General features: G+C 40.2%; 24 protein-coding genes. 16 read left to right on the plus strand and 8 right to left on the minus strand.

What is annotated here, in order from left to right:
• Window positions 1-98 precede the first annotated feature (98 nt).
• From BUC20_RS29905 to BUC20_RS29925, 5 genes are all read left to right on the plus strand, one after another.
• A complete protein-coding gene (locus tag BUC20_RS29905; protein WP_073237295.1) occupies window positions 99-425 on the plus strand; it encodes a DUF2752 domain-containing protein in 327 nt (108 codons plus the stop codon).
• Window positions 418-777, plus strand: coding sequence for a TM2 domain-containing protein (locus BUC20_RS29910; RefSeq protein ID WP_084529424.1), 360 nt, complete (start codon window positions 418-420; stop codon window positions 775-777). Before BUC20_RS29905 ends, BUC20_RS29910 begins: the two co-directional genes overlap by 8 nt.
• Before the next feature lie 82 nt (window positions 778-859).
• Window positions 860-1,957, plus strand: coding sequence for a Nif3-like dinuclear metal center hexameric protein (locus BUC20_RS29915; RefSeq protein WP_073237298.1), 1,098 nt, complete (start codon window positions 860-862; stop codon window positions 1,955-1,957).
• The gene (locus tag BUC20_RS29920; RefSeq protein WP_073237301.1) at window positions 1,957-2,700 is read left to right on the plus strand and encodes a zinc ribbon domain-containing protein; all 744 of its coding nucleotides are present in this window, start codon (window positions 1,957-1,959) and stop codon (window positions 2,698-2,700) included. The genes BUC20_RS29915 and BUC20_RS29920 overlap by 1 nt, the downstream gene beginning before the upstream one ends.
• A 140-nt stretch (window positions 2,701-2,840) precedes the next feature.
• Window positions 2,841-4,337, plus strand: coding sequence for a tetratricopeptide repeat protein (locus tag BUC20_RS29925; protein WP_073237304.1), 1,497 nt, complete (start codon window positions 2,841-2,843; stop codon window positions 4,335-4,337).
• A 1-nt stretch (window position 4,338) separates the two neighbouring features.
• Here the strand turns inward: BUC20_RS29925 and BUC20_RS29930 are convergent, their stop codons facing one another.
• The 5 genes from BUC20_RS29930 to rsfS form a co-directional block, all read right to left on the minus strand.
• Window positions 4,339-5,175, minus strand: a complete 837-nt coding sequence (locus tag BUC20_RS29930) for a lipoprotein (RefSeq protein ID WP_073237306.1) — start codon at window positions 5,173-5,175, stop codon at window positions 4,339-4,341.
• An 84-nt stretch (window positions 5,176-5,259) separates the two neighbouring features.
• On the minus strand, window positions 5,260-6,342 hold the full coding sequence (locus BUC20_RS29935; RefSeq protein WP_073237309.1) for a 3-oxoacyl-ACP synthase III family protein: 1,083 nt from the start codon (window positions 6,340-6,342) through the stop codon (window positions 5,260-5,262).
• 66 nt (window positions 6,343-6,408) lie between these two features.
• Window positions 6,409-7,053 (minus strand): LutC/YkgG family protein, encoded by a 645-nt coding sequence (locus tag BUC20_RS29940; RefSeq protein ID WP_073237312.1) that lies wholly within the window; start codon window positions 7,051-7,053, stop codon window positions 6,409-6,411.
• Window positions 7,054-7,109: 56 nt separating this feature from the next.
• Complete coding sequence (gene ftsH / locus BUC20_RS29945; protein ID WP_073237314.1) at window positions 7,110-9,200, minus strand: ATP-dependent zinc metalloprotease FtsH; 2,091 nt, start codon at window positions 9,198-9,200, stop codon at window positions 7,110-7,112.
• A 29-nt stretch (window positions 9,201-9,229) separates the two neighbouring features.
• Window positions 9,230-9,604: a ribosome silencing factor gene (rsfS, locus tag BUC20_RS29950; protein ID WP_073237317.1), complete on the minus strand. Its 375-nt coding sequence runs from the start codon at window positions 9,602-9,604 to the stop codon at window positions 9,230-9,232.
• 41 nt (window positions 9,605-9,645) lie between these two features.
• Between rsfS and BUC20_RS29955 the strand changes: the two genes are divergently transcribed.
• From BUC20_RS29955 to pfkA, 4 genes are all read left to right on the plus strand, one after another.
• The gene (locus BUC20_RS29955) at window positions 9,646-10,425 is read left to right on the plus strand and encodes a biotin--[acetyl-CoA-carboxylase] ligase (RefSeq protein WP_073237320.1); all 780 of its coding nucleotides are present in this window, start codon (window positions 9,646-9,648) and stop codon (window positions 10,423-10,425) included.
• Window positions 10,422-10,871 carry a protein-disulfide reductase DsbD N-terminal domain-containing protein gene (locus BUC20_RS29960; protein ID WP_073237322.1) on the plus strand — a complete coding sequence of 150 codons (450 nt, stop codon included), beginning with the start codon at window positions 10,422-10,424 and terminating at the stop codon, window positions 10,869-10,871. The genes BUC20_RS29955 and BUC20_RS29960 overlap by 4 nt, the downstream gene beginning before the upstream one ends.
• A gap of 231 nt (window positions 10,872-11,102) precedes the next feature.
• Entirely contained in the window at window positions 11,103-12,824 is a 1,722-nt protein-coding gene (locus BUC20_RS29965) for a protein-disulfide reductase DsbD family protein (RefSeq protein ID WP_073237325.1), read from the plus strand.
• Window positions 12,817-13,800, plus strand: a complete 984-nt coding sequence (gene pfkA, locus BUC20_RS29970) for a 6-phosphofructokinase (RefSeq protein ID WP_073237651.1) — start codon at window positions 12,817-12,819, stop codon at window positions 13,798-13,800. The genes BUC20_RS29965 and pfkA overlap by 8 nt, the downstream gene beginning before the upstream one ends.
• Before the next feature lie 62 nt (window positions 13,801-13,862).
• Here the strand turns inward: pfkA and BUC20_RS29975 are convergent, their stop codons facing one another.
• Together BUC20_RS29975 and BUC20_RS29980 are read right to left on the minus strand one after the other, a co-directional pair.
• Window positions 13,863-14,183, minus strand: a complete 321-nt coding sequence (locus BUC20_RS29975) for a YbjQ family protein (RefSeq protein ID WP_073237328.1) — start codon at window positions 14,181-14,183, stop codon at window positions 13,863-13,865.
• A 56-nt stretch (window positions 14,184-14,239) separates the two neighbouring features.
• Entirely contained in the window at window positions 14,240-14,773 is a 534-nt protein-coding gene (locus BUC20_RS29980) for a 5' nucleotidase, NT5C type (RefSeq protein WP_073237330.1), read from the minus strand.
• A gap of 163 nt (window positions 14,774-14,936) precedes the next feature.
• On the opposite strand from BUC20_RS29980, the gene BUC20_RS29985 reads away from it, so the two are divergent.
• The 3 genes from BUC20_RS29985 (at window position 14,937) to trmD (ending at window position 16,857) form a co-directional block, all read left to right on the plus strand.
• Window positions 14,937-15,524, plus strand: a complete 588-nt coding sequence (locus BUC20_RS29985; RefSeq protein ID WP_073237333.1) for a 30S ribosomal protein S16 — start codon at window positions 14,937-14,939, stop codon at window positions 15,522-15,524.
• Window positions 15,525-15,637: 113 nt separating this feature from the next.
• The gene (rimM, locus tag BUC20_RS29990) at window positions 15,638-16,165 is read left to right on the plus strand and encodes a ribosome maturation factor RimM (protein WP_073237335.1); all 528 of its coding nucleotides are present in this window, start codon (window positions 15,638-15,640) and stop codon (window positions 16,163-16,165) included.
• Between the two features lie 14 nt (window positions 16,166-16,179).
• Window positions 16,180-16,857, plus strand: coding sequence for a tRNA (guanosine(37)-N1)-methyltransferase TrmD (trmD, locus tag BUC20_RS29995; RefSeq protein WP_073237338.1), 678 nt, complete (start codon window positions 16,180-16,182; stop codon window positions 16,855-16,857).
• Here trmD and BUC20_RS30000 read toward each other — a convergent pair.
• Window positions 16,854-17,210, minus strand: a complete 357-nt coding sequence (locus BUC20_RS30000; protein WP_073237341.1) for a hypothetical protein — start codon at window positions 17,208-17,210, stop codon at window positions 16,854-16,856. The two genes, trmD and BUC20_RS30000, sit on opposite strands and share 4 nt — an antisense overlap.
• 123 nt (window positions 17,211-17,333) lie before the next feature.
• Here BUC20_RS30000 and BUC20_RS30005 point away from each other — a divergent pair, with 123 nt between their 5' ends.
• The 4 genes from BUC20_RS30005 (at window position 17,334) to BUC20_RS30020 (ending at window position 20,077) form a co-directional block, all read left to right on the plus strand.
• Window positions 17,334-17,639 (plus strand): hypothetical protein, encoded by a 306-nt coding sequence (locus tag BUC20_RS30005; protein ID WP_073237344.1) that lies wholly within the window; start codon window positions 17,334-17,336, stop codon window positions 17,637-17,639.
• A 189-nt stretch (window positions 17,640-17,828) separates the two neighbouring features.
• Window positions 17,829-18,131 (plus strand): hypothetical protein, encoded by a 303-nt coding sequence (locus BUC20_RS30010; protein ID WP_084529428.1) that lies wholly within the window; start codon window positions 17,829-17,831, stop codon window positions 18,129-18,131.
• A gap of 187 nt (window positions 18,132-18,318) precedes the next feature.
• Window positions 18,319-18,666, plus strand: a complete 348-nt coding sequence (rplS, locus tag BUC20_RS30015; protein WP_008241658.1) for a 50S ribosomal protein L19 — start codon at window positions 18,319-18,321, stop codon at window positions 18,664-18,666.
• A 184-nt stretch (window positions 18,667-18,850) separates the two neighbouring features.
• Window positions 18,851-20,077 carry a Glu/Leu/Phe/Val dehydrogenase dimerization domain-containing protein gene (locus BUC20_RS30020; RefSeq protein ID WP_073237347.1) on the plus strand — a complete coding sequence of 409 codons (1,227 nt, stop codon included), beginning with the start codon at window positions 18,851-18,853 and terminating at the stop codon, window positions 20,075-20,077.

The following is a 20,077-nucleotide window of genomic DNA, read 5'->3' on the forward strand; positions in this document are numbered from 1 at the left end:
TTTATGATGAGCATAAATGTAACAAAGTACCTATTAATCAATCTAAAATAAAAAAGGATCGTGGAACCGGATGGTTCAGTATAAAAGAAAGCCTATAGATGAAAATGATACACCGCATACCTGTTGAACTGATCTTTTGGATCACGGCTTTGGTATTGCTGGCAACAGCAGAACCGGTACAACATGGGCATGTTCATCATTTTACACTTTGCCCATTGGCAAATATGGGTTTTGACTGGTGTCCGGGATGCGGAATTGGAAGAGCAATCACCCATCTTTTCCATGGAAATGTAAGGGAGAGCCTGGAACAGCACTGGTTTGGAATTCCGGCACTGATGATCATTTTTCATAGAATAGTAGAGTTGGTTAACAGAAGAATAATTAATAACAGAAAATTAAAATATAAGGAGGAAAGATATGTTTGATTCACCATTTATGTCATTGCCGGGTATCACACCCCAGGAATATTCGTACTTGCAGACTGCAACTACAGGATTTAGTGAACAACAATTGAGGGGATTTTTAATGATCTACGGAAGTAAAAGAAGAAATCCGGATGATATGGTACTTTATTGTATCCTGGGATTTTTTGTTCCCGGATTGCCCCGTTTCCTTGTCAACCAGATTGGAATGGGAGTTTTGTACTTCTTTACTGTGGGTTTATGTTTTATAGGAACGATCATCGACCTTGTAAATCACAAAAACCTGGCTTTTGAGTACAACCAGCGTATGGTTTTCGAGAGCCTGCAAATGGTGAAAATGGGAAATCTTCAATAAGCATATTTTTTAAGAATGGCCGGTGCAGGAATTGTACCGGCTTTTTTGTGAATAGGGATTTCAAATTGTAAATTTACCCCTTATGAGGTTATCCATTTTAATAAAACATCTGGAAGAGTTTGCTCCGCTGAACTATCAGGAAGATTATGACAATTCAGGTTTACTGATCGGTCAGCCTGAAATGGAAATCCATGCTGCACTGGTGGCATTAGACTGCACTGAGGCCATTGTGGATGAAGCCATTGAACAGAACTGCAATCTGATCATTACCCATCACCCCATTGTATTTAAGGGACTTAAAAAAATTACCGGAAAGACTTATGTAGAAAGGGTAGTTCTTAAAGCCATTAAAAACAACATCGCATTATATGCGATTCATACCAATCTGGACCATGTTAAGCATGGGGTAAATGGAGTGATTGCGAAAAGACTTGGCCTGAAAAACGCCAAAATCCTTAGCCCGAAACGATCTCTGTTGAAGAAACTGGTGACTTTTTGTCCCGTTACCCATGCGGAAGAACTAAGAAATGCTTTATTTGCTGCGGGAGCAGGGCATATTGGAAATTATAGTGAATGTAGCTTTAATGCCAACGGAACCGGGACTTTTAATGGAAATGAAGATACCGACCCTTATGTAGGAGAACAGGGCCTTCGTCACCATGAGCAGGAAATCAGGATTGAAACCGTATTTACGGTACAGGATGAAAGGAAAATTTTACTGGCTTTATTAGAAAATCATCCTTACGAGGAAGTGGCTTACGATATTTATCCCCTGGAAAATAAGCTGGATACAGTTGGTGCAGGAATGATTGGCTGGCTGGAAGAAGGCCTGGAAGGGCGCGCATTTCTTAACTTGCTGAAAGACAAGATGGATGCTGTAGTGATTCGGCATACCCGATTGTTGCCAAAAAGGATCCGGAAGGTCGCGGTTTGCGGGGGATCAGGAAGCTTTTTGCTAAAAGAAGCGATTGCTGCCGGAGCGGATGCATTTGTGACTGCTGATTTTAAATACCATGAGTTTTTTGATGCAGATGAAAAATTAGTCATTGCAGATATCGGACACTTTGAAAGTGAACAATTTACATCTGATTTGTTGATAGATATTATTCAAGAAAAATTTCCTAACTTTGCAATCCGTTTAACGGAGCATAACACAAACCCCATAAATTATTTCATTTAATGGAACAAACTGTAGAGCAAAAGCTAAAAGCTTTATACGAATTACAAACCCTGCATACTAAGATCGATAAAATACGTCAAATCCGCGGTGAATTACCAATGGAAGTGGCAGATTTAGAGGACGAAGTTGCTGGCCTGGAAACACGTATACAAAAATTCAAAGGCGAATTGGATGATACTGAAGATGCCATTGTAACACGTAAAAATATGATCAAAGAAGCTCAAAACTTGATCAAAAAATATGAGACCCAGTTAAAAGATGTTAAAAACAACCGTGAGTACGATGCCTTAACTAAAGAGGTAGAAATACAAACGCTTGAGATCCAGGTTTGCGAGAAGAAAATCAGAGAGTTTGGTTTTGATATTGCAACCAAAAATGAGGTTTATGAGAAAGCACTAGCTGATTTAGAGTCAAGAAGAAAAGATCTTGATATCAAAAAAGGAGAGTTGCAGACCATTACTTCTGAAACGGAAAAAGAAGAGCAGGCATTGGCTAAAAAATCTGAAAAAGCAGAAACTCAAATCGAAGAAAGGCTTTTAACAGCTTACAACAGATTAAGAGGAAATGCAAATAACGGATTGGCTGTAGTAACGATTGACCGTGATTCATGTTCTGGATGTTTTAACCAGATCCCACCTCAACGTCAGCTTGATATTCGTCAACGTAAAAAAATCATTGTTTGTGAGCACTGTGGAAGAATCCTTGTTGATGAGGCACTTACACTGGAAGTTGTTCCTGCATAACAATAGACGATCGCATAGAAAGAAGGCTGGATGAAAATTCCGGCCTTTTTTATGCCTTGATTTTTTCCATCTTTTTAAAACATAGTTAAGTAACTTGCGTTATGTTTTTTTAATCTTTTAACAGACCGATTTGATCCCATATGCCTAAAAGAAACCTTTCTTTCTCTAAATATATACTGCTTGCGCTCTTCCTGATCTGTCCTTTTTCTCTTTTTGCCAATTTTGATTTCAATGCCAACTGCCTGAGGGCTTATCAGAATATTTTCGAGCTGAAACTAACTACAGCGAAGGCGCTGATTGCAAATGAAAAGAAAACAAATCCCAATAATGCGATTATTCCTTTACTGGAGAATTATATTGATTATTTTCATTTGCTCACCACGGAAAGTAAGGCTGATTTTGATAAACTAAAAGATAATAAATCAAAAAGACTGGATCAGATCGAAGGAGATGATAAAACATCCCCTTACTATTTGTATGCCCAGGCAGAAATCAATTTGCAATGGGCGTTAATCAGAGGGCGTTATGGAGAATATTTTACCGCAGCAAGAGAGATAAAAAAGGCAAATGGCCTGTTACAGGACAATACTAAAAAGTTTCCGGGTTTTCATTTGAACGCTAAAGGGCTCGGGGTGATCAATGCCTTTCTGGGTAACTTGCCGGATGGAATGCTGAAAAGCACGCTGGCTACGTTTGGAATCCGCGGCAACCTGCAAACAGGGATGAATATGCTGGATAACCTGGCAGAAAATCTTCCTAAATCAACTTATGAGCCATTTTATGAAGAAGTCATCTTTTACTATGTGTTTGTGTTAAATGACATTGCACACAGCCCCAATGCCTATCCGAAAACCATGAAATATACGGCACGTATTGCAGATAGCAGCTTGCTGAAAGCATATTTGCAGGCTTCGGTCTGTGCCAAAACGGGGCATAATGCGGAAGCCATACAGATTTTATTAAACAGGCCATCGGGAAATTATTATGAATCCTTCCCCTATCTGGACCTTTTATTGGGGACAGCAATGCTCAATAAACTGGATTACTCCGCTACCACTTACTTTAACCGGTTTTTACAACATAATAAGGGCGTAAATTACATTAAAGACGCGAACCTGCACTTGGCTTGGTCTGCATTGTTAAAAGGCGACACGGGCGCTTATTCTGCGTTTATAGCCAAAGTGAAGAGCGGCGGGTATACTTATCAGGAAAAAGATAAGCAGGCTTTGAATGAGGCGAACTCTCCCACTCCTGATGTGACACTGTTAAAAGCAAGACTATTCTTTGATGGCGGATATTATAGCAAAGGTCTTGAGGTGCTGTCAGATAAGAAAGAAGAAGATTATGCGGCAGGAAGAGATCGTGCAGAGTATCATTACCGACTGGGCAGGCTAAATGATGAACTGGGCAAAGAAGAAGCTGCATTGGCCAATTACCAGCAGGCGATTAATTCGGGGAAACAGCTTAAGTATTATTTCGCAGCCAACTCTGCCCTGCAAATGGGAAAGATCTATGAGAAGCAGAAGAATTATGCAAAAGCAAGACTGAGTTTCAACACAGCGATTCAAATGAAAAATCATGAATATGAAAGCAGTATTGAAACTCAGGCAAAAGCAGGGTTAAATCGTATAAAATAGCTTAATTGGTTTTTTTATCCTTCTTATTTGTACTTGAATCCAGGGCTGCAGCGCCGACAATAAGTGCCGCAATACCAACGCCACCCATTGTTTTTCCATAACCCGTGCTTTCTGAATAATAGAAAATATTACCAGGATTGCCTTCCATTATATACATATGTTTTGGGTTGACACCCATTTTAACCAGATTGGAGATATAGAAATCCTGGCCTAAGGAAAAATTCTGTTGTTCGTTCCCTTTCAGGGTATAAAAGCTGAGGTAGCTCTTAAAGTTCAAAGGACTGTTTTGTAAATTAAAGGAGGCTTGTTTTGCCCAGATTCCCTCCCGGTTGTTAAGGTCAATATAAGTCTTTTGGTATAAGGTGTCAGCAATTGATTTATAATTGATTTGTGCCAGTTTTAGCGGAATTTTGGTGATACGGGATCTTGGAGGGATAAAGCTGATTTCTTCGGGCAAGGTGGCCGTTCCGTAAATCGTAGCATCATAACTCGATGTTTCCAGATTGCCCTGAGGAAATACATTTACAGAACTTCCGGATAAATTAGCCTTAAATGGGATCTGTTTTCCTAAATAACTGGTTGCCCTGTCTCCTTCTATCAAGGCAGATTTTTGCCAGTTCACATAGAGCGGTTCATTAAGTTTGTTGTAAAATTCAATGCTGATAGGGGCATTAACTCCATGAAAATTATAAGTAATGCTGAGCGTATCATTTTCAAACAGAAACTCTCCCGTGGCTTCCTTTTTTTTCGTATTGGAGCTTTCCAGGGTACTTACATAATATCTGGAGCAAGAGCTCAGCAGTGCTATTGCGCCAAAAAGAACGATTAATTTTTTCATAATTTCATTGGTTTGACTTATGGGTTAATCAAATTTAATGAAAAAACACTATAATTTTAATCGTTCACAGATAATTTTTTCAGACTAAAACCGATAGACAAAAGCATTGATGTGCATTCCTGCTCCTACAGAAGCAAATACCGCATAATCTCCTTTATTGATCTGATAACCATTTACATTTCCTTTCCAAACCAGGTCAAGTAAAGTTGGAACCGTGGCTACAGAACTGTTCCCAAGCCAGCAGATGGACATCGGAACCAGGTTGTCCGGAACTGAATCTATATTATAGAGTTTGAAAAGGCGCTTCATAATGGCATGGTCCATCTTGCCGTTTGCCTGATGAATAAAGACAATTTTGATGTCTTTGATGTCTATTTCTGCTTTATCAATTGCTTTTTTTACCACTTGAGGGACATTGGTCACTGCAAATTCATACAGCTTGCGGCCATTCATCTTTAAATAGGCATTGCCATTCGTTTCTGCAGGATTGTTACTTCTCCCCATGGTGAGTAAAGACCCGAAATTAACGGCATAAGTTTGCGTTTTATGGGCAATGATTCCCAAGTCTTCTGCTGAGCTCTGGGCTTCAAATATGACGGCTGCGGCTCCATCAGAAAAAATCATGGTATCTCTGTCGTGCGGATCTGTAATCCTCGAAAGGGTTTCCGCTCCGATCACCATTACCCTCGAGGCGTCTCCGCTCTGCAAAAGATAATTGGCCTGAATGGCTCCCTGTACCCAGCCAGGACAACCAAAAATCAGATCGTATGCCACACAGTCCGGGTTTTCAATCTGAAGCATCTGCTTGATCTTAGCGGCAAGTGAAGGCAAAATATCCATCCTGTTGCTCCCTAGCTTCACATCACCAAAATTGTGGCAAAAGATGATATGATCAATACTTTCCTTATCTATTTGTGCATGATCAATGGCACGTTGCGCAGCGATTGCTGCAATGTCACTATTGGTTAAATGATCATCGATGTATCTTCTTTCCTTGATTTCGGTGATCTCGGTAAATTTATTCACGATCTCATGAATATCCTTGTCAAGGATTACTCCGTTATCATAAAATGTAGAATTCAAAAAGGCGTCACCTGAGATGATATTTTCTGGAATATAACTGCCAGTACCTATAATAACTGAATGTAAGTTTCTTTTTTCGCCCATTTTGAACCGTATACTGATTTGGTGTACAGTATAAAATTAGGATTAATTAATTGAAAAATAAAACGATTAAGAAAAATCGTCGATTAAAAATACAAATAATTCCTTAGGTCCGTGTGCACCAAGCACCAGTGTTTTTTCAATATCAGCGGTTCGGCTGGGTCCTGTGATTGTACTGATCATGGAAGGGAGCTGATCTGCATATTTGTTTTTGATGAGCTTAAAAGCATCCTTTAGATCCAGGACGAGCTGTCCGGTTCTTGCAATGACAATATGGTGGTGAGGAAAGATGCTTAACCTTCTTCCGGCTGCATTTTCATTAGAGACCATTACAGAGCCATTACGTGCAATTAAAGCTTCGCATAGTGTTATTCCTACCTCTGCTAGTTCAAAGTCTTTGTCGGTCTGGTAAAAAGGGAATTCGTACTCAGATAAGAGTTGTTGCAATTCAGGTTCCCAGCAATAGATTTTTCTCCAGTTGAATTTATCGGCGAGCTGCAGGATGTTTTCAATGAAATCCATTCCATTTTCGCAATAAATGAAATTCCCTGAAACGTTTGTCAGCTCTTCAGCAAACAGGATTTCGAGCAGTTCATCGTTCTTGGGATAGAGTGGGGTATCTTCCAGATTGGGATAAGGATTGTCGCGCTTTTCTAAAAGGGCTTTCCTTATCTTTTTTAGCATTAGTTCCTTAGAAGATCTGTTTTCTTGCATAAAAAAAAGGATTGGCCGGTTATTCCTAAAGAATAACCGGCCAATCAAAAATGGGTTTAAGATTCTGTTTGAGCAGGGCTGGTAGGGGCAGCAATGTCGGTTGCTTCGCCAATACCATTGTGTAATAACCCTTCGGCAGCAGGTTTCTGATCACCTGTTCCATTTACAAACTCGTCGTAAGTGGTACGGTTATCAAAAGGACGTTTGCCTAAAATCTCTTCCAGATCAGCCTGGAATAAGATCTCTTTTTCCAATAGCTTCTGAGCTAATTTCTCTAAGCCATCTCTTTTATCTGTTAAGAGTTGTTTCGTTCTGATGTAGACTTCTTCTACCAGTTTACGAACTTCGATGTCAATCAGTTCTGATGTTTTTTCTGAGTAAGGCTTATTGAAGTTGTATTCATTCTGAGGATCATGGAAAGAGACGTTACCGATGGTACTGTTCATTCCATAAATGGTCACCATGGCGTAAGACAACTTCGTGATGCGTTCCAGATCGTTCTGTGCACCGGTTGAAATCTTACCAAACACGATGTCTTCAGCAACTCTTCCGCCCATGGTCATACACATGCCATCTGTTAACTGCTCTGTAGTATACAGGAACTGTTCTTTCGGAAGGTACTGTGCATATCCCAATGCAGCAACACCACGAGGTACAATTGATACTTTTACCAAAGGATCTGCATGTTCAAGGAACCATCCTGCAATCGCATGGCCGGCTTCGTGATAAGCTACTATTCGTTTCTCTTCAGGAGAGATGATCTTATTTTTCTTTTCTAATCCACCAATTACGCGGTCAATTGCGTCCTGGAAATCCTGCATGTCTACAGATTCTTTGTTACGTCTGGCCGCAATTAAGGCTGCTTCGTTACACACATTGGCAATCTCAGCACCAGCAAAACCCGGAGTTTGTGCGGATAGTTTCTTGGCATCCACCACTTCGTCTGTCTTGATGGGTTTCAAATGCACTTTAAAGATCTGCTCACGACCTACTAAATCCGGTTTGTCAATAGAGATCTGTCTGTCAAAACGGCCTGGTCTTAGTAAAGCCGAGTCTAATACATCCGGACGGTTGGTTGCCGCAAGAATGATAATTCCTGAATCAGTACCAAATCCATCCATCTCTACCAATAACTGGTTCAGTGTGTTTTCGCGTTCATCGTTTCCACCCATCATGCTGTTTTTACCTCTGGCACGGCCAATGGCATCAACCTCATCAATAAAGATGATACATGGGGCTTTATCTTTCGCTTGTTTGAATAAATCACGTACACGTGATGCACCTACCCCAACAAACATCTCTACAAAGTCTGAACCCGATAAAGAGAAGAAAGGAACCTGAGCTTCACCAGCAACGGCTTTGGCCAACAAGGTTTTACCTGTACCCGGGGAACCCACCAATAGTGCTCCTTTAGGAATTTTTCCTCCCAGGTTGGTGTATTTTTTAGGGTTTTTAAGGAAATCGACAATTTCCATTACCTCTTGTTTTGCTTCTTCCAGTCCGGCAACATCATTGAAGGTAACGTTTACCTGGCTTTCTTTATCAAAAAGGGTTGCTTTAGATTTTCCGATATTGAAGATCTGTCCGCCACCACCACCAGCGCCACCACCCATGCGGCGCATAATGAAGATCCAGAATCCGATAAATAAGAGTACCGGAATAATTACGGTAAAGAACCAGGAGTTAAATGTACTTTGTCTGGTTTCTTTTTCTGCAAGGATCTGCTGATCCGGAGGCAGGTTTTTCTGTGATTCCCTTAATTGAGTATCTAAGGCATCCATGGAACCCGAAGTGAAATATACGGCAGGTCCGTTAGCAGTGCCAAAATTGTTTTTACTGATGTATTTTTTGTACTTCTCTGTGTTGAGCCTGTCTTTCTTAATGTAGACCTCCACTTTTACCAGATCTTCATGTTTATAGGCAACCAGTTTTTCAACGTCACCAGGTAAAAGCATCTGAGTTTCGAAAGTACGGTAAGTAACGTCTTTAGTTGTATCGGCGCTAAATAAGAATTGCAGTAAGATCAGACCTAAAATAATAGCCGCATAAACCCAGAAGATATTGAATTTAGAGCCTTTTTGAGGCTTCTTCGGGATATTCGGGATTCTCTTAATTAATTTAGGTTTTGTATTTGGGTTCTCTTTCATCTTGAGTCAAAAATGTTTTGTGTAAATGATTAGGCGCTTTGATAGCTTGTAGACTGGGCATCACCCCATAAGTCTTCAATTCCATAAAAGTCTCGCTTTTCAGTTTTAAATATGTGAACTACAATATCGAAATAATCCAGGATGATCCATTCTGCACTATCGAGGCCTTCTTTTCTCCATGGATTGGTTTGGGTGCTTTTATAGATTTCATCTTCTACGCTATCGGCAATAGCCTTTACCTGTGTGGTCGAATCTGCGTTGCAGATGATAAAGAAATCAGAAACAGAACTGTTAAGTTCCCTTAGGTCTAAACGCACAATATCATTCCCTTTTTTTTCCTGTATGCCATGAACGGCTATCTCTGAGAGGTATGTAGAAAGGTTTACAATTTTCTTTTTTACCATTAAAATGTTTTAGTTTTGATAAACAAATATACAATCAACACTTGCAAAATAACACTTTTTCAACATTATTTGTTGGTCAAAATCTTATCAAATTATTAGAGGTTGATTCTACCAATAACTTTTTAAAAGTGTTGGTGTCAAATTCCGAGCCATTAACAGAAGGAACTGTTATTATGGCAGATAAACAATTTGCAGGCAGGGGTCAGCAGGACAATGTCTGGCATGCTGAGCCAGGATTGAACCTCACTTTCAGTCTTTTTCTAAAGCCTTCATTTTTGCCGGTAGGGAAGCAATTCCTGCTTAACATGGCCGTAAGCATTGGTATTCGGAATGCTTTACAATCTTTTGTAAAGGAAGGAATCAGGATTAAATGGCCCAATGACATTTACTTTGGAGATCAAAAGATGGGTGGGGTGCTCATTGAAAATATCCTGTCCGGATCGACCTATAAAGCGGGTATTGTCGGGATTGGCATCAATGTTAACCAGGATCGTTTTGATCCGTCCAAGCTTAAAAGCGCGACTTCCCTGAAGGAAATTTTACAACAGGATGTTAATTTAATTGAGCTATTAGCAGAAATTTGCAGTCATATTGAAAAGCAATACCTCCAATTGAAGGCTGGAAGTTACCAGCAACTGATGGATGACTATGTCAGCGGGTTGTATAAATTTAATGAACCTGCAGCTTACCGCCAAAATGGCGAGGTTATTGAAGGTAGGATCATTGAAGTTACAGAATCCGGCTTACTTGGAATCCTGACAAATGGAGAATTGAAGCATTATAATTTTAAAGAAGTAGAATTTTTAAACTATACACCATGAAAAAAATCAGTCTGATATTGGCATTTGTACTATTTACGGTAATCGGAGCGACTGCTCAGATTCAGAAACCGGTAACCTGGTCTTATGCGGCAAAGAAAATAAGTAAAACAGAAGCAGTGGTTTACCTGAAAGCAAATATGGAAGAAGGATGGCACATCTATTCTCAGAACCTGAAGCCCGGAGGTCCAAGTAAAACTGTTTTTTCTTTTGCTTCCTCTAAGGATTATAGTCCGGTAGGAAAAACAACAGAACCGAAGGCAACGACTTATTTTGATGAAAACTTTAAAATGAATGTGAGTTATTTCGGTAATCAGGTGGTTTTTCAGCAAAAAGTGAAACTGAATAATGCCACGGCTACTGTGAAAGGAACAGTGGAGTTTATGGTATGTAATGATAAACAATGTTTGCCTCCTGATGAGGTTAGTTTTAACATTCCTGTAAAGTAGCACACAGGCATTTAGCCTTAAAAAGAGCGACGGGAAATCCCTGCCGCTCTTTTTTTGTGGGGAATAATTTAGAAGAGTTATCGGCCCAGCGTAAAAATATAGGGTTAAGGCCCATATTGACAGCTTTAAATAAAAAATAATACCTAATTTCACGCCCTTATCATAAAAGCGATGGAGATCGTGGATCATCATCAATTTATAATGAGCACATTAGAAAATAACATGACACGAATGAAAAAAGGACTTTTAATGTTGGGATTTTTGATGCTTTTCATGGCAACTTTTTTCTCAAACAGCTTTGCCTTGGTACAAAAACCGGATTCGGCAGCAACTGAGGAAGAACTCGTTTTTACAGAAGTAGGTTCAGCTCAGGACAGTGCGGCAAACAATATTGTAAAGGACACGACAAAAAAAGAAACTGTAGTTGATCAGGCCGCAGAAAAACAGCAGGCGGCAGCAGTTTCGACCACCTCATCTGCCACCTCTGAAAAAGATAAAACGCTTTGGGAAACATTCATTGCCGGTATTTTAGGGGGATTTATTGCCTTTTTGATGCCATGTATCTTTCCTATGGTGCCTTTAACTGTAAGCTATTTCACGAAAAGAGCGGGTAGCAGGCAAAAAGGAATTGGACAGGCATTGATCTATGGGGTTTCCATTATCGTGATCTATGTGGCTTTAGGTCTGTTGATCACCCTTCTTTTTGGTTCTGCCAAGTTAAATGAGCTCAGCTCCAGTGGCTGGTTTAATTTCTTCTTTTTCATTTTACTGGTTGTTTTCGCCATTTCATTCTTTGGTGCTTTTGAAATCACTTTACCAAGCTCATTGGTGAATAAGATCGATCAGAAAGCGGATGATAGTAAAGGACTGGGCGGAATATTTTTTATGGCTGCTTCCCTGGCTTTAGTTTCCTTCTCCTGTACGGGACCAATCATTGGAACATTACTGGTTCAGGCGAGTTCTAAAGGCGAAATCCTTGCCCCGGCAATCGGGATGTTCGGATTTGCGTTGGCACTGGCCCTTCCTTTTACCTTGTCAGCAATATTTCCCGGATTTTTAAGTGCAATGCCTAAATCTGGCGGATGGCTAAATAGTGTAAAGGTTTGTCTGGGCTTCCTGGAGCTTGCACTGGCTTTAAAATTTCTTTCCGCAGCAGACCTGGTATGGCATTGGGAGTGGTTTGACCGGGAGATCTTCCTGTCGTTATGGATCATTATTTTTATCCTGATGGGGATTTATATTCTCGGTAAGATCAAGTTCTCTCATGATAGTGATGTTCCTTATGTCTCTGTTCCAAGGCTGTTTTTTGCCATTTGTTCCTTGTCATTTGCCGTTTATCTCATCCCGGGATTGTGGGGTGCACCAGTAAATATCCTTAGCGGAATTGCTCCGCCAATGAATACCCAGGATTTTATTTTAAATGGAAACGGCGCTTCTGCTTCTGCCAGTCCTTCCGGATTTCCTGCCACAGTAAAATATAGTGAAACCCTGAAACCACCAGTGGGATTCAATTCTTTCTTCGACCTTGATGAAGGTTTGGCCTATGCTAAAAGTGTAGGTAAGCCTGTACTGATCGATTTTACAGGACATGCCTGCGTCAATTGCCGCAAAATGGAAGATAAGGTCTGGATTGATAAAGAAGTAGGAAGACTGATCAAAGAAGAATATGTGTTGATCCAGCTTTATGTGGATGAACGGAATATAAAAATGCCGAAAGAGAAAGTTCATTATTCTGAAGTACTGCGGACAACCACAGACGACCTTGGGAGATGGAATGGTGATTTTCAGGCCACAAAATATGTATCAAATTCTCAACCGTTTTATGTATTGGCAGGGTATGACCTGAATCCGCTTGTGAAACCACAAGGTGCTATTTTTGATGCAAAGGAATATGCTGCATATTTACAGAGTGGTTTAGATAAATTTAAAAATGCTGGAAAACCAAATGAATAAGATTAAAAATATAGGAGTATTAACTTCCGGTGGTGATGCCCCGGGGATGAATGCTGCCATTAGGGCAGTGGTTAGAGCGGCAATCTATTATGATTTGAAAGTTACCGGCATATTGAGAGGATATGAAGGCTTGATTCATGGTGATTTCATTGAAATGGACCGGAAATCTGTGGCCAATATCATCCAGCGTGGTGGTACCATTTTAAAAACAGCCAGAAGTGATGCCTTCCGTACCAAAGAAGGACGTGAAGAAGCACACCGTCAGCTGCTGAAACAGGGAATTGATGCCCTGATTGTAATTGGTGGCGATGGTACTTTTACCGGAGCTCATTTATTGACTACTGAATTTAACTTCCCGGTGGTTGGTTTACCAGGAACGATTGACAATGACCTGGAGGGAACAGACTTCACCATTGGATATGATACGGCCATCAATACGGTAATTAATGCAGTTGATAAGATCCGCGATACTGCGGAATCTCATGACCGCTTGTTTATTGTAGAAGTAATGGGACGTGATTCCGGGCTGATTGCTTTAAGAAGCGGAATTGGCGTTGGTGCAGAAGCGATTATGATCCCTGAAGCGAATATGGGGGTTGAAGGCCTGGTTACCAGACTGGAGACCGGACGTAAGGATAAGGCTTCAAAAATTATCATTGTAGCAGAAGGAGATGAAATCGGAGGCGCATTTAATGTAGGAGAGGTGCTGAAAGAGAAATTTCCGCATTATGACATCCGGGTATCTGTATTAGGACATATACAACGTGGAGGAAAACCGAGTTGTATGGACCGCGTGCTGGCCAGCCGTTTAGGTGTTACCGCGGTTGAAGGCATTATTGCCGGTCAGTCGGGGGTAATGGTTGGACAGAAAAACCGTGAAATACTTTTCACTCCTTTTGACCATGCAATTAAACATATTGATGCGAAAGAGATTACCCCGGCCTGGTTGAAGCTGGTGGAAATACTTTCCTTATAAACCTAAAAAGAAAGGGACCTGCAAATCAGGTCCCTTTCTTTTTTATTTAATGATAACGGCTTTTATTCAATGATGACCGCAGTTCCTGTTGCTGCAACCATAAGCATGCTGCCGCCGCTCCCTACGGTTTCGTAGTCCAGGTCTACTCCAATGATCGCATTTGCGCCCATTGCTGCTGCATATTGCTGCATCTCGTTGATTGCTGTATTTTTTCCTTCTCTTAATACCTCTTCGTAAGAACCGGATCTACCCCCAACGATATCTCTGATACCAGCAAAAAGATCTTTAAAAATATTGGCGCCAATTATGGTTTCGCCGCTTACAAGGCCAATGTATTTGACTACTTTTTTGCCTTCTATAGAGTTTGTTGTTGTAATTAGCATGTCGTTTTATTTTAAGATTTGATGCTCTTTACCCGTAAATGTTACAGTTCCGGGCACTAATTTGCTTCGGGACCTACTAATTTGTCAAGGACCTGTTGCCAGTTGTCTACGCGTTCGTAATCGGTTAGTAATAAGTTGTGCGGGGAACTGAATAGTAATTTACGGCCTTTAAAGCCGATGAAGTTCTTTGCCCTGTCGTCTATCATGACATCCACATCTACGATCTTATTGCCGCAAAACATAATGTTCTGCCAGGTGATAAAAGGGAAGTGTTCTGCCAGCCAGTCCATTTTATCTTCGAGAGAGTTGCGGAATTCGGTTGCTGCAGAAACAATATATACCTCGTGGTGCTGTTGTAATTTCTGTACGGCTTCCACACTTCCGGGAATGAGGGGAAGGTCGCGGAAAAAGCCCTTTTCATTGATATAATCGAACCATTTGTGATTGGCATGCTCAGGGACATGATGATAAATTTCGTTTCCAGGTTCAGGAATAAGGTCTAATGGGACTCCGTAGTCCCGGTGGTATAGTTTGATAAATTTGCTTAAAGGATCAGCTAATACTTCATCCATGTCTATTGCTATTCTCATAATGGTATCGGTTTTAGCCAAATATCTTTAATTCGGCCTGGACTTATGTTAACTGAATTTAAAATTATTGCATCTTGCTAATCATTAGTATTTTACTTACTTTTGCAACCCCGCAAGCATGAAGCTCCGGGAACTATGTTGAATACATAAACTATAAAAAGAAATGGCAACTAAAATCAGATTGCAAAGATTCGGTAAAAAAGGAAAACCTTTTTTCCACGTAGTGGTAGCGGATTCCCGTTCACCAAGAGATGGTAAATTCATTGAGCGTTTAGGTTCATATAACCCAAACACCAATCCTGCAACCATCGAAATCAATTTCGAAAAAACATTAGACTGGGTTAACAAAGGTGCTGAGCCTACGGATACTTGTCGTGCTATCCTTTCTTACAAAGGTGTTTTATACAAAAAACACTTAGAAGGTGGTGTTAAAAAAGGTGCTTTAACAGCAGAACAGGCAGATGCTAAATTTGCAGAGTGGTTAAGTGCTAAAGATGGTCAGATCGAAGGTAAAAAAGACAATTTAACTAAGTCTAAAGACGAAGTTAGAAAGGCTGCATTAGCTGCTGAAGCTAAGAAAAATGCAGACCGTGCAGCAGCTTTAGCAATCAAAAATGCTCCTGTAGCAGAAGAAGTTGTTGAAGAAGAAGTAGTAGCGGAAGAAGCAACAGAGGAAACTCCGGTAGCTGAAGCAGCTCCTGCAACTGAAGAAGCTCCTGCAGCTGAAGAGAACAAAGAAGAGCAAGCATAATATTTTTGTTATTCTGAATAATAGCGAAGAATCTTTCCTGGGAATGTATTCTTCGCTATTTTCATTTAATAACAAATTGCTTTTATACGTGTGAGATATTAAGGAATACAATTATGAAGATTGAAGAGGCATTTTATATTGGTTATATCACCAAGACAAAAGGATTAAAAGGAGAGGTTCAGTTATTTTTTGAATACGATGAGCCTGAATTGCTGGAACTGGATGTCGTTTTTGCTGATTTTAATGGGAAAATGGTTCCTTATTTCGTTTCTACTTATAAACTACATACCAATAACACCGGAAACTTCTATTTTGATGATGTAGATCATATAGATAAGGCTCAGCCCTTACTCAGAAAAAAAATCTATTTGCCATTGACAAAGATGCCGGACCGTTCCAATGATGAATTTCATTATGAGGACCTTAAGGGCTACCTTGTTTCTGATGAAGTTCACGGGGAGCTTGGAGAGATCCTGGAAGTGAATGAATACCCTCAGCAATTCGTAGCAACGGTATCTTACCGTGAAAAGGAAATCATGTTTCCGCTGAATGACGACATGATTGTGGAGATTGATGAGGAAGAAAGCATTCTGAGAGTTCATCTTCCTGATGGTTTGATCGATCTTTACCTCGAAAATTAAATTATCTTTGCCACATGCGTTTTGACATCATATCTGTTCTACCTGATTTACTGGAAAGTCCATTTGCCCATTCTATATTGCAGCGTGCGCAAAAAAAAGGAATTGCAGAAATCGTTGTGCACAACCTGAGGGATTACTCGACAAATAAACAAAAAAGCGTTGATGATTATCCCTATGGCGGGGGAAGTGGGATGGTGATGTCTATTCCTCCTTTTGCCAGGTGTATTGAACAGTTAAAAGGCGAGCGTGAATATGACGAAGTCATTTTCATGAGCCCTGATGGGGTCACTTTTAACCAGACCATTGCCAATGAATTGTCGGGGAAAGGGAATGTGATCATTTTGTGTGGACACTACAAGGGGATAGACCAGCGTATAAGGGATTTGTTTGTGACCAGAGAGATTTCCATCGGAGATTACGTTTTGTCTGGTGGAGAGCTTCCTGCGGCTGTTCTTGTAGATGCGATTGTGCGGTTGATTCCGGGAGTTTTGAACGATGAAACATCAGCGTTGTCTGACAGCTTTCAGGGAGAGTTGCTGGATGCTCCTGTGTATACCCGTCCGGCTGACTGGAACGGACATAAAGTTCCTGATGTGCTGTTGAGTGGGCATGAGTTGAAAATAAACGAATGGCGACATGAGCAGGCCTTGCTGAGGACACAGCAGCGCAGGCCCGATTTGCTGGAAGATTAGCCCTTCTTCAGCAAAGCAATAATAACTTCCTTATCTTTTATCTGCTCTTTCAGTGCGGCAGACATTTCTTTGCAGTTTTTCAGGCTGTTCTTTAAACTGCTGTATTCATTTTTTGATTCTGCGGTCAGATTTGAACTCTCCTCTGTTTTGTAGGGCTTGTCCCCGGCATCAAAGAAGGTGTAGGGAGATACTTCTAAAAATCCAGCTACCCTGTTAATGTCTCTGTATTTGATAGATTCATTTTTAAGGGCGAGTTTCAATCCATCTGAAGTCATGTCCATTTGACGAACAAGCCAGGTGAATGGCCTTTTCTTTTCCTTAAGGATTGCTTTAACAACGGCGTATATATCCATAAAAAATTAGGTGTATTTTATATATTCGATAAAATAATCAGTATATTAGTCATAAAAAATTGTGCATTATTTGTCATGATTTTGATAAACATACACATTTAATAATATTTTTCATAAAAAGTTATGACTGAAAGCTCTAAGAAGTACAAAATCAATGATTATTTGAATCGGCTCAACATTAAAGAGTACCGGTTGGCTGTACAAATTATTCCCAAAATTTTAGGCGTTTCCCTAAATACTTTTCATAATTATCGGAATATTTTATGGAATAGCACGCAAGATATTCCTTATGAAAAAGTCGTGATGTTTGAGCAGCTTTTTGACATGAGGCCGGGAGAGTTGTTTAATCAGACGATATCGGTAAAAAGACTCAGAGATTTGTTCGAATCCGAGGTTTCATCGAAGACTGAGCAGATGGAGGGCCGCTGACCGGGGTTTATTTCTATTGTTCAATAATGTTCTCAGAAGTGCGTAAATTGTGTTAATTGGAAAATTATTATGTATAATCGATGCTTATACATATAATTGTATTGTGAATATTATTTTGTAAGAAATATTATATATTATTTGTCAACAAAAGATTATTTGTCAACGAAAATTGCAAAACCAGTTAAAATTATGGAAGAACCAAGGAAGTACAAGATTGAAGAAGAGATGAATAAACTGAATCTTAAAAATTATAAAGCAGCCAGCAGGGTGATCCCGAAACACCTCAAGATTGCTTTTAACACCTTTCACAATTATCGCAAGCTGCCTGTTAGCGGAAAGGCGGATATTCCATATGCGACGGTAAGGTTGCTGGAGGGTGTCTTTGGGTTAAAAGATGGAGAACTGGCGAATTACCCTATAGAAATGAAAACGCTCGATACTTTAATCAGGGAAGAGGCCCGCTGTCAGGGAGAAGATGAAAAAAAGATTTGAAATGATCTGGCCTTAAATACAAAGTTCAAAATAAATTTTGGGCAGAAAAGGCCGTTTCCGGGGATCTGATTGTGGAAATGTCAAAGAATGTGGAAAAAAATAAAAAACGCTTTTATTTCTAAAATAATTTTCCTAATATTGCAGTCCGATTTTAAACAACAAAAAGTCGGCTTAATAGCTTAAAATCATGGATTTAGTAAAATTTGTTGAAGAGCAGGTAATCGCAAAAAATGAGTTTCCTGCATTCAAATCAGGAGATACAGTGAGTGTTCACTATAAAATTCGCGAAGGTAATAAAGAACGTATTCAAATTTACCAAGGTGTAGTATTACAACGTAATAGTGTAGGTGCTAATGAAACGTTTACTGTTCGTAAAATGTCTAATGGTGTTGGTGTGGAACGTATCTTCCCTATCAATTCGCCTAATATCGCTAAAATAGAGGTTAATAGCCACGGTAAAGTTCGCAGAGCGAAACTATTCTACCTACGTGAATTAACTGGTAAAGCAGCTCGTATCAAATCTAAAAGAGTTTAATCTCTTTAGAAAAAGCATAATGGCCTTCCCGATCATATCGGGGAGGTTTTTTTGTTGGTATTTTCTATGATAAATATTTGGTGTCTTTTTGGATTAAGGGGATAAAAAATGTCGTTATGGCCGATGTTAAATGTAGTCAGGCTTGAGTACCTTTGAATCTGTAAGAACTAAAACCATATATTCAATGAAAGACCTGTTAAAAAAATTCGAAGAGAAAAGACCTGAAATTGTTTTTGAGTGGAAAGATAAAGAATCTGAAGCCGAAGGCTGGGTGGTGATCAACTCTCTGCGTGGCGGAGCAGCAGGCGGGGGTACCCGTATGCGTAAAGGCCTGGATAAAAGAGAAGTGGAATCCCTTGCAAAAACAATGGAAGTGAAGTTTACTGTTTCCGGCCCCCCGATAGGAGGTGCTAAATCCGGAATCAACTTCGACCCTGCAGATCCGAGAAAAAAGGAAGTTCTGGACAGGTGGTATAAAGCGGTGATGCCTTTGTTGAAAAGTTATTATGGTACCGGAGGAGATCTGAATATCGACGAGATCCATGAAGTGATCCCGATCACTGAAAATTACGGACTATGGCACCCTCAGGAAGGGGTCATCAATGGGCATTATCAGGCCAGAGAGAACGAACGGATCCATCAGATTGGCCAATTGCGCTATGGGGTTTCCAAGGTCCTGGAAGATCTCAATTACACTCCTGACATCAAAAGAAAATATAAGGTTGCTGATATGATCACCGGATATGGTGTGGCAGAGTCCATCAGACATTTTTATTACATCTGGGGTGGTAAAATTGCCGGAAAAAAGGTCATTATTCAGGGCTGGGGCAACGTTGCTGCAGCTGCGGGTTATTACCTTGCCCAGCATGGGGTGAAGGTTGTTGGCATTATTGACCGCGTTGGCGGGCTGATCAACAAGGAAGGGTTCTCACTGGAAGAGATCATTGATCTGTTTAATAAAAGAGAAGGAAATACCCTGGTATCTCCAAATCTGATTCCTTTTGAACAGGCAAGTAAAGAGATCTGGAACATTGGTGCGGAAATATTTGTTCCTGCGGCGGCTTCCCGATTGGTTCAGCAAGCAGAAGTAGATCAAATGATATCTGCAGGGCTGGAGGTCATCGCTTGTGGTGCAAACGTTCCTTTTGCAGATAAAGAAATCTTTTTTGGAAGCATTATGGAGCATGCCGATAGCCATGTTGCCGTCATTCCTGATTTCATTTCCAACTGTGGAATGGCAAGGGTTTTTGCTTATCTGATGCAGCGAAATGTGGAGATGAGTGATGATGCGATTTTTACTGATGCTTCCAATATCATTTACAATGCTATGGTGAACATCCACAAACAATCTTCAGCTAAGAAAGAATTGTCCAAAACCGCATTTGAAATTGCATTAAAACAATTAATATAA

Origin of the sequence: Pedobacter caeni, assembly GCF_900129215.1 — a bacterium.
GTDB lineage: Bacteria > Bacteroidota > Bacteroidia > Sphingobacteriales > Sphingobacteriaceae > Pedobacter > Pedobacter caeni.

Coding starts and splice junctions, on each gene's coding strand:
- BUC20_RS29905 (WP_073237295.1), top strand. CDS start 99: ATGAAAATGATACACCGCATACCTGTTGAACTGATCTTTTGGATCACG.
- BUC20_RS29910 (WP_084529424.1), top strand. CDS start 418: ATGTTTGATTCACCATTTATGTCATTGCCGGGTATCACACCCCAGGAA.
- BUC20_RS29915 (WP_073237298.1), top strand. CDS start 860: ATGAGGTTATCCATTTTAATAAAACATCTGGAAGAGTTTGCTCCGCTG.
- BUC20_RS29920 (WP_073237301.1), top strand. CDS start 1,957: ATGGAACAAACTGTAGAGCAAAAGCTAAAAGCTTTATACGAATTACAA.
- BUC20_RS29925 (WP_073237304.1), top strand. CDS start 2,841: ATGCCTAAAAGAAACCTTTCTTTCTCTAAATATATACTGCTTGCGCTC.
- BUC20_RS29930 (WP_073237306.1), bottom strand. CDS start 5,175: ATGAAAAAATTAATCGTTCTTTTTGGCGCAATAGCACTGCTGAGCTCT.
- BUC20_RS29935 (WP_073237309.1), bottom strand. CDS start 6,342: ATGGGCGAAAAAAGAAACTTACATTCAGTTATTATAGGTACTGGCAGT.
- BUC20_RS29940 (WP_073237312.1), bottom strand. CDS start 7,053: ATGCAAGAAAACAGATCTTCTAAGGAACTAATGCTAAAAAAGATAAGG.
- ftsH (WP_073237314.1), bottom strand. CDS start 9,200: ATGAAAGAGAACCCAAATACAAAACCTAAATTAATTAAGAGAATCCCG.
- rsfS (WP_073237317.1), bottom strand. CDS start 9,604: ATGGTAAAAAAGAAAATTGTAAACCTTTCTACATACCTCTCAGAGATA.
- BUC20_RS29960 (WP_073237322.1), top strand. CDS start 10,422: ATGAAAAAAATCAGTCTGATATTGGCATTTGTACTATTTACGGTAATC.
- BUC20_RS29965 (WP_073237325.1), top strand. CDS start 11,103: ATGAAAAAAGGACTTTTAATGTTGGGATTTTTGATGCTTTTCATGGCA.
- pfkA (WP_073237651.1), top strand. CDS start 12,817: ATGAATAAGATTAAAAATATAGGAGTATTAACTTCCGGTGGTGATGCC.
- BUC20_RS29975 (WP_073237328.1), bottom strand. CDS start 14,183: ATGCTAATTACAACAACAAACTCTATAGAAGGCAAAAAAGTAGTCAAA.
- BUC20_RS29980 (WP_073237330.1), bottom strand. CDS start 14,773: ATGAGAATAGCAATAGACATGGATGAAGTATTAGCTGATCCTTTAAGC.
- BUC20_RS29985 (WP_073237333.1), top strand. CDS start 14,937: ATGGCAACTAAAATCAGATTGCAAAGATTCGGTAAAAAAGGAAAACCT.
- rimM (WP_073237335.1), top strand. CDS start 15,638: ATGAAGATTGAAGAGGCATTTTATATTGGTTATATCACCAAGACAAAA.
- trmD (WP_073237338.1), top strand. CDS start 16,180: ATGCGTTTTGACATCATATCTGTTCTACCTGATTTACTGGAAAGTCCA.
- BUC20_RS30000 (WP_073237341.1), bottom strand. CDS start 17,210: ATGGATATATACGCCGTTGTTAAAGCAATCCTTAAGGAAAAGAAAAGG.
- BUC20_RS30005 (WP_073237344.1), top strand. CDS start 17,334: ATGACTGAAAGCTCTAAGAAGTACAAAATCAATGATTATTTGAATCGG.
- BUC20_RS30010 (WP_084529428.1), top strand. CDS start 17,829: ATGGAAGAACCAAGGAAGTACAAGATTGAAGAAGAGATGAATAAACTG.
- rplS (WP_008241658.1), top strand. CDS start 18,319: ATGGATTTAGTAAAATTTGTTGAAGAGCAGGTAATCGCAAAAAATGAG.
- BUC20_RS30020 (WP_073237347.1), top strand. CDS start 18,851: ATGAAAGACCTGTTAAAAAAATTCGAAGAGAAAAGACCTGAAATTGTT.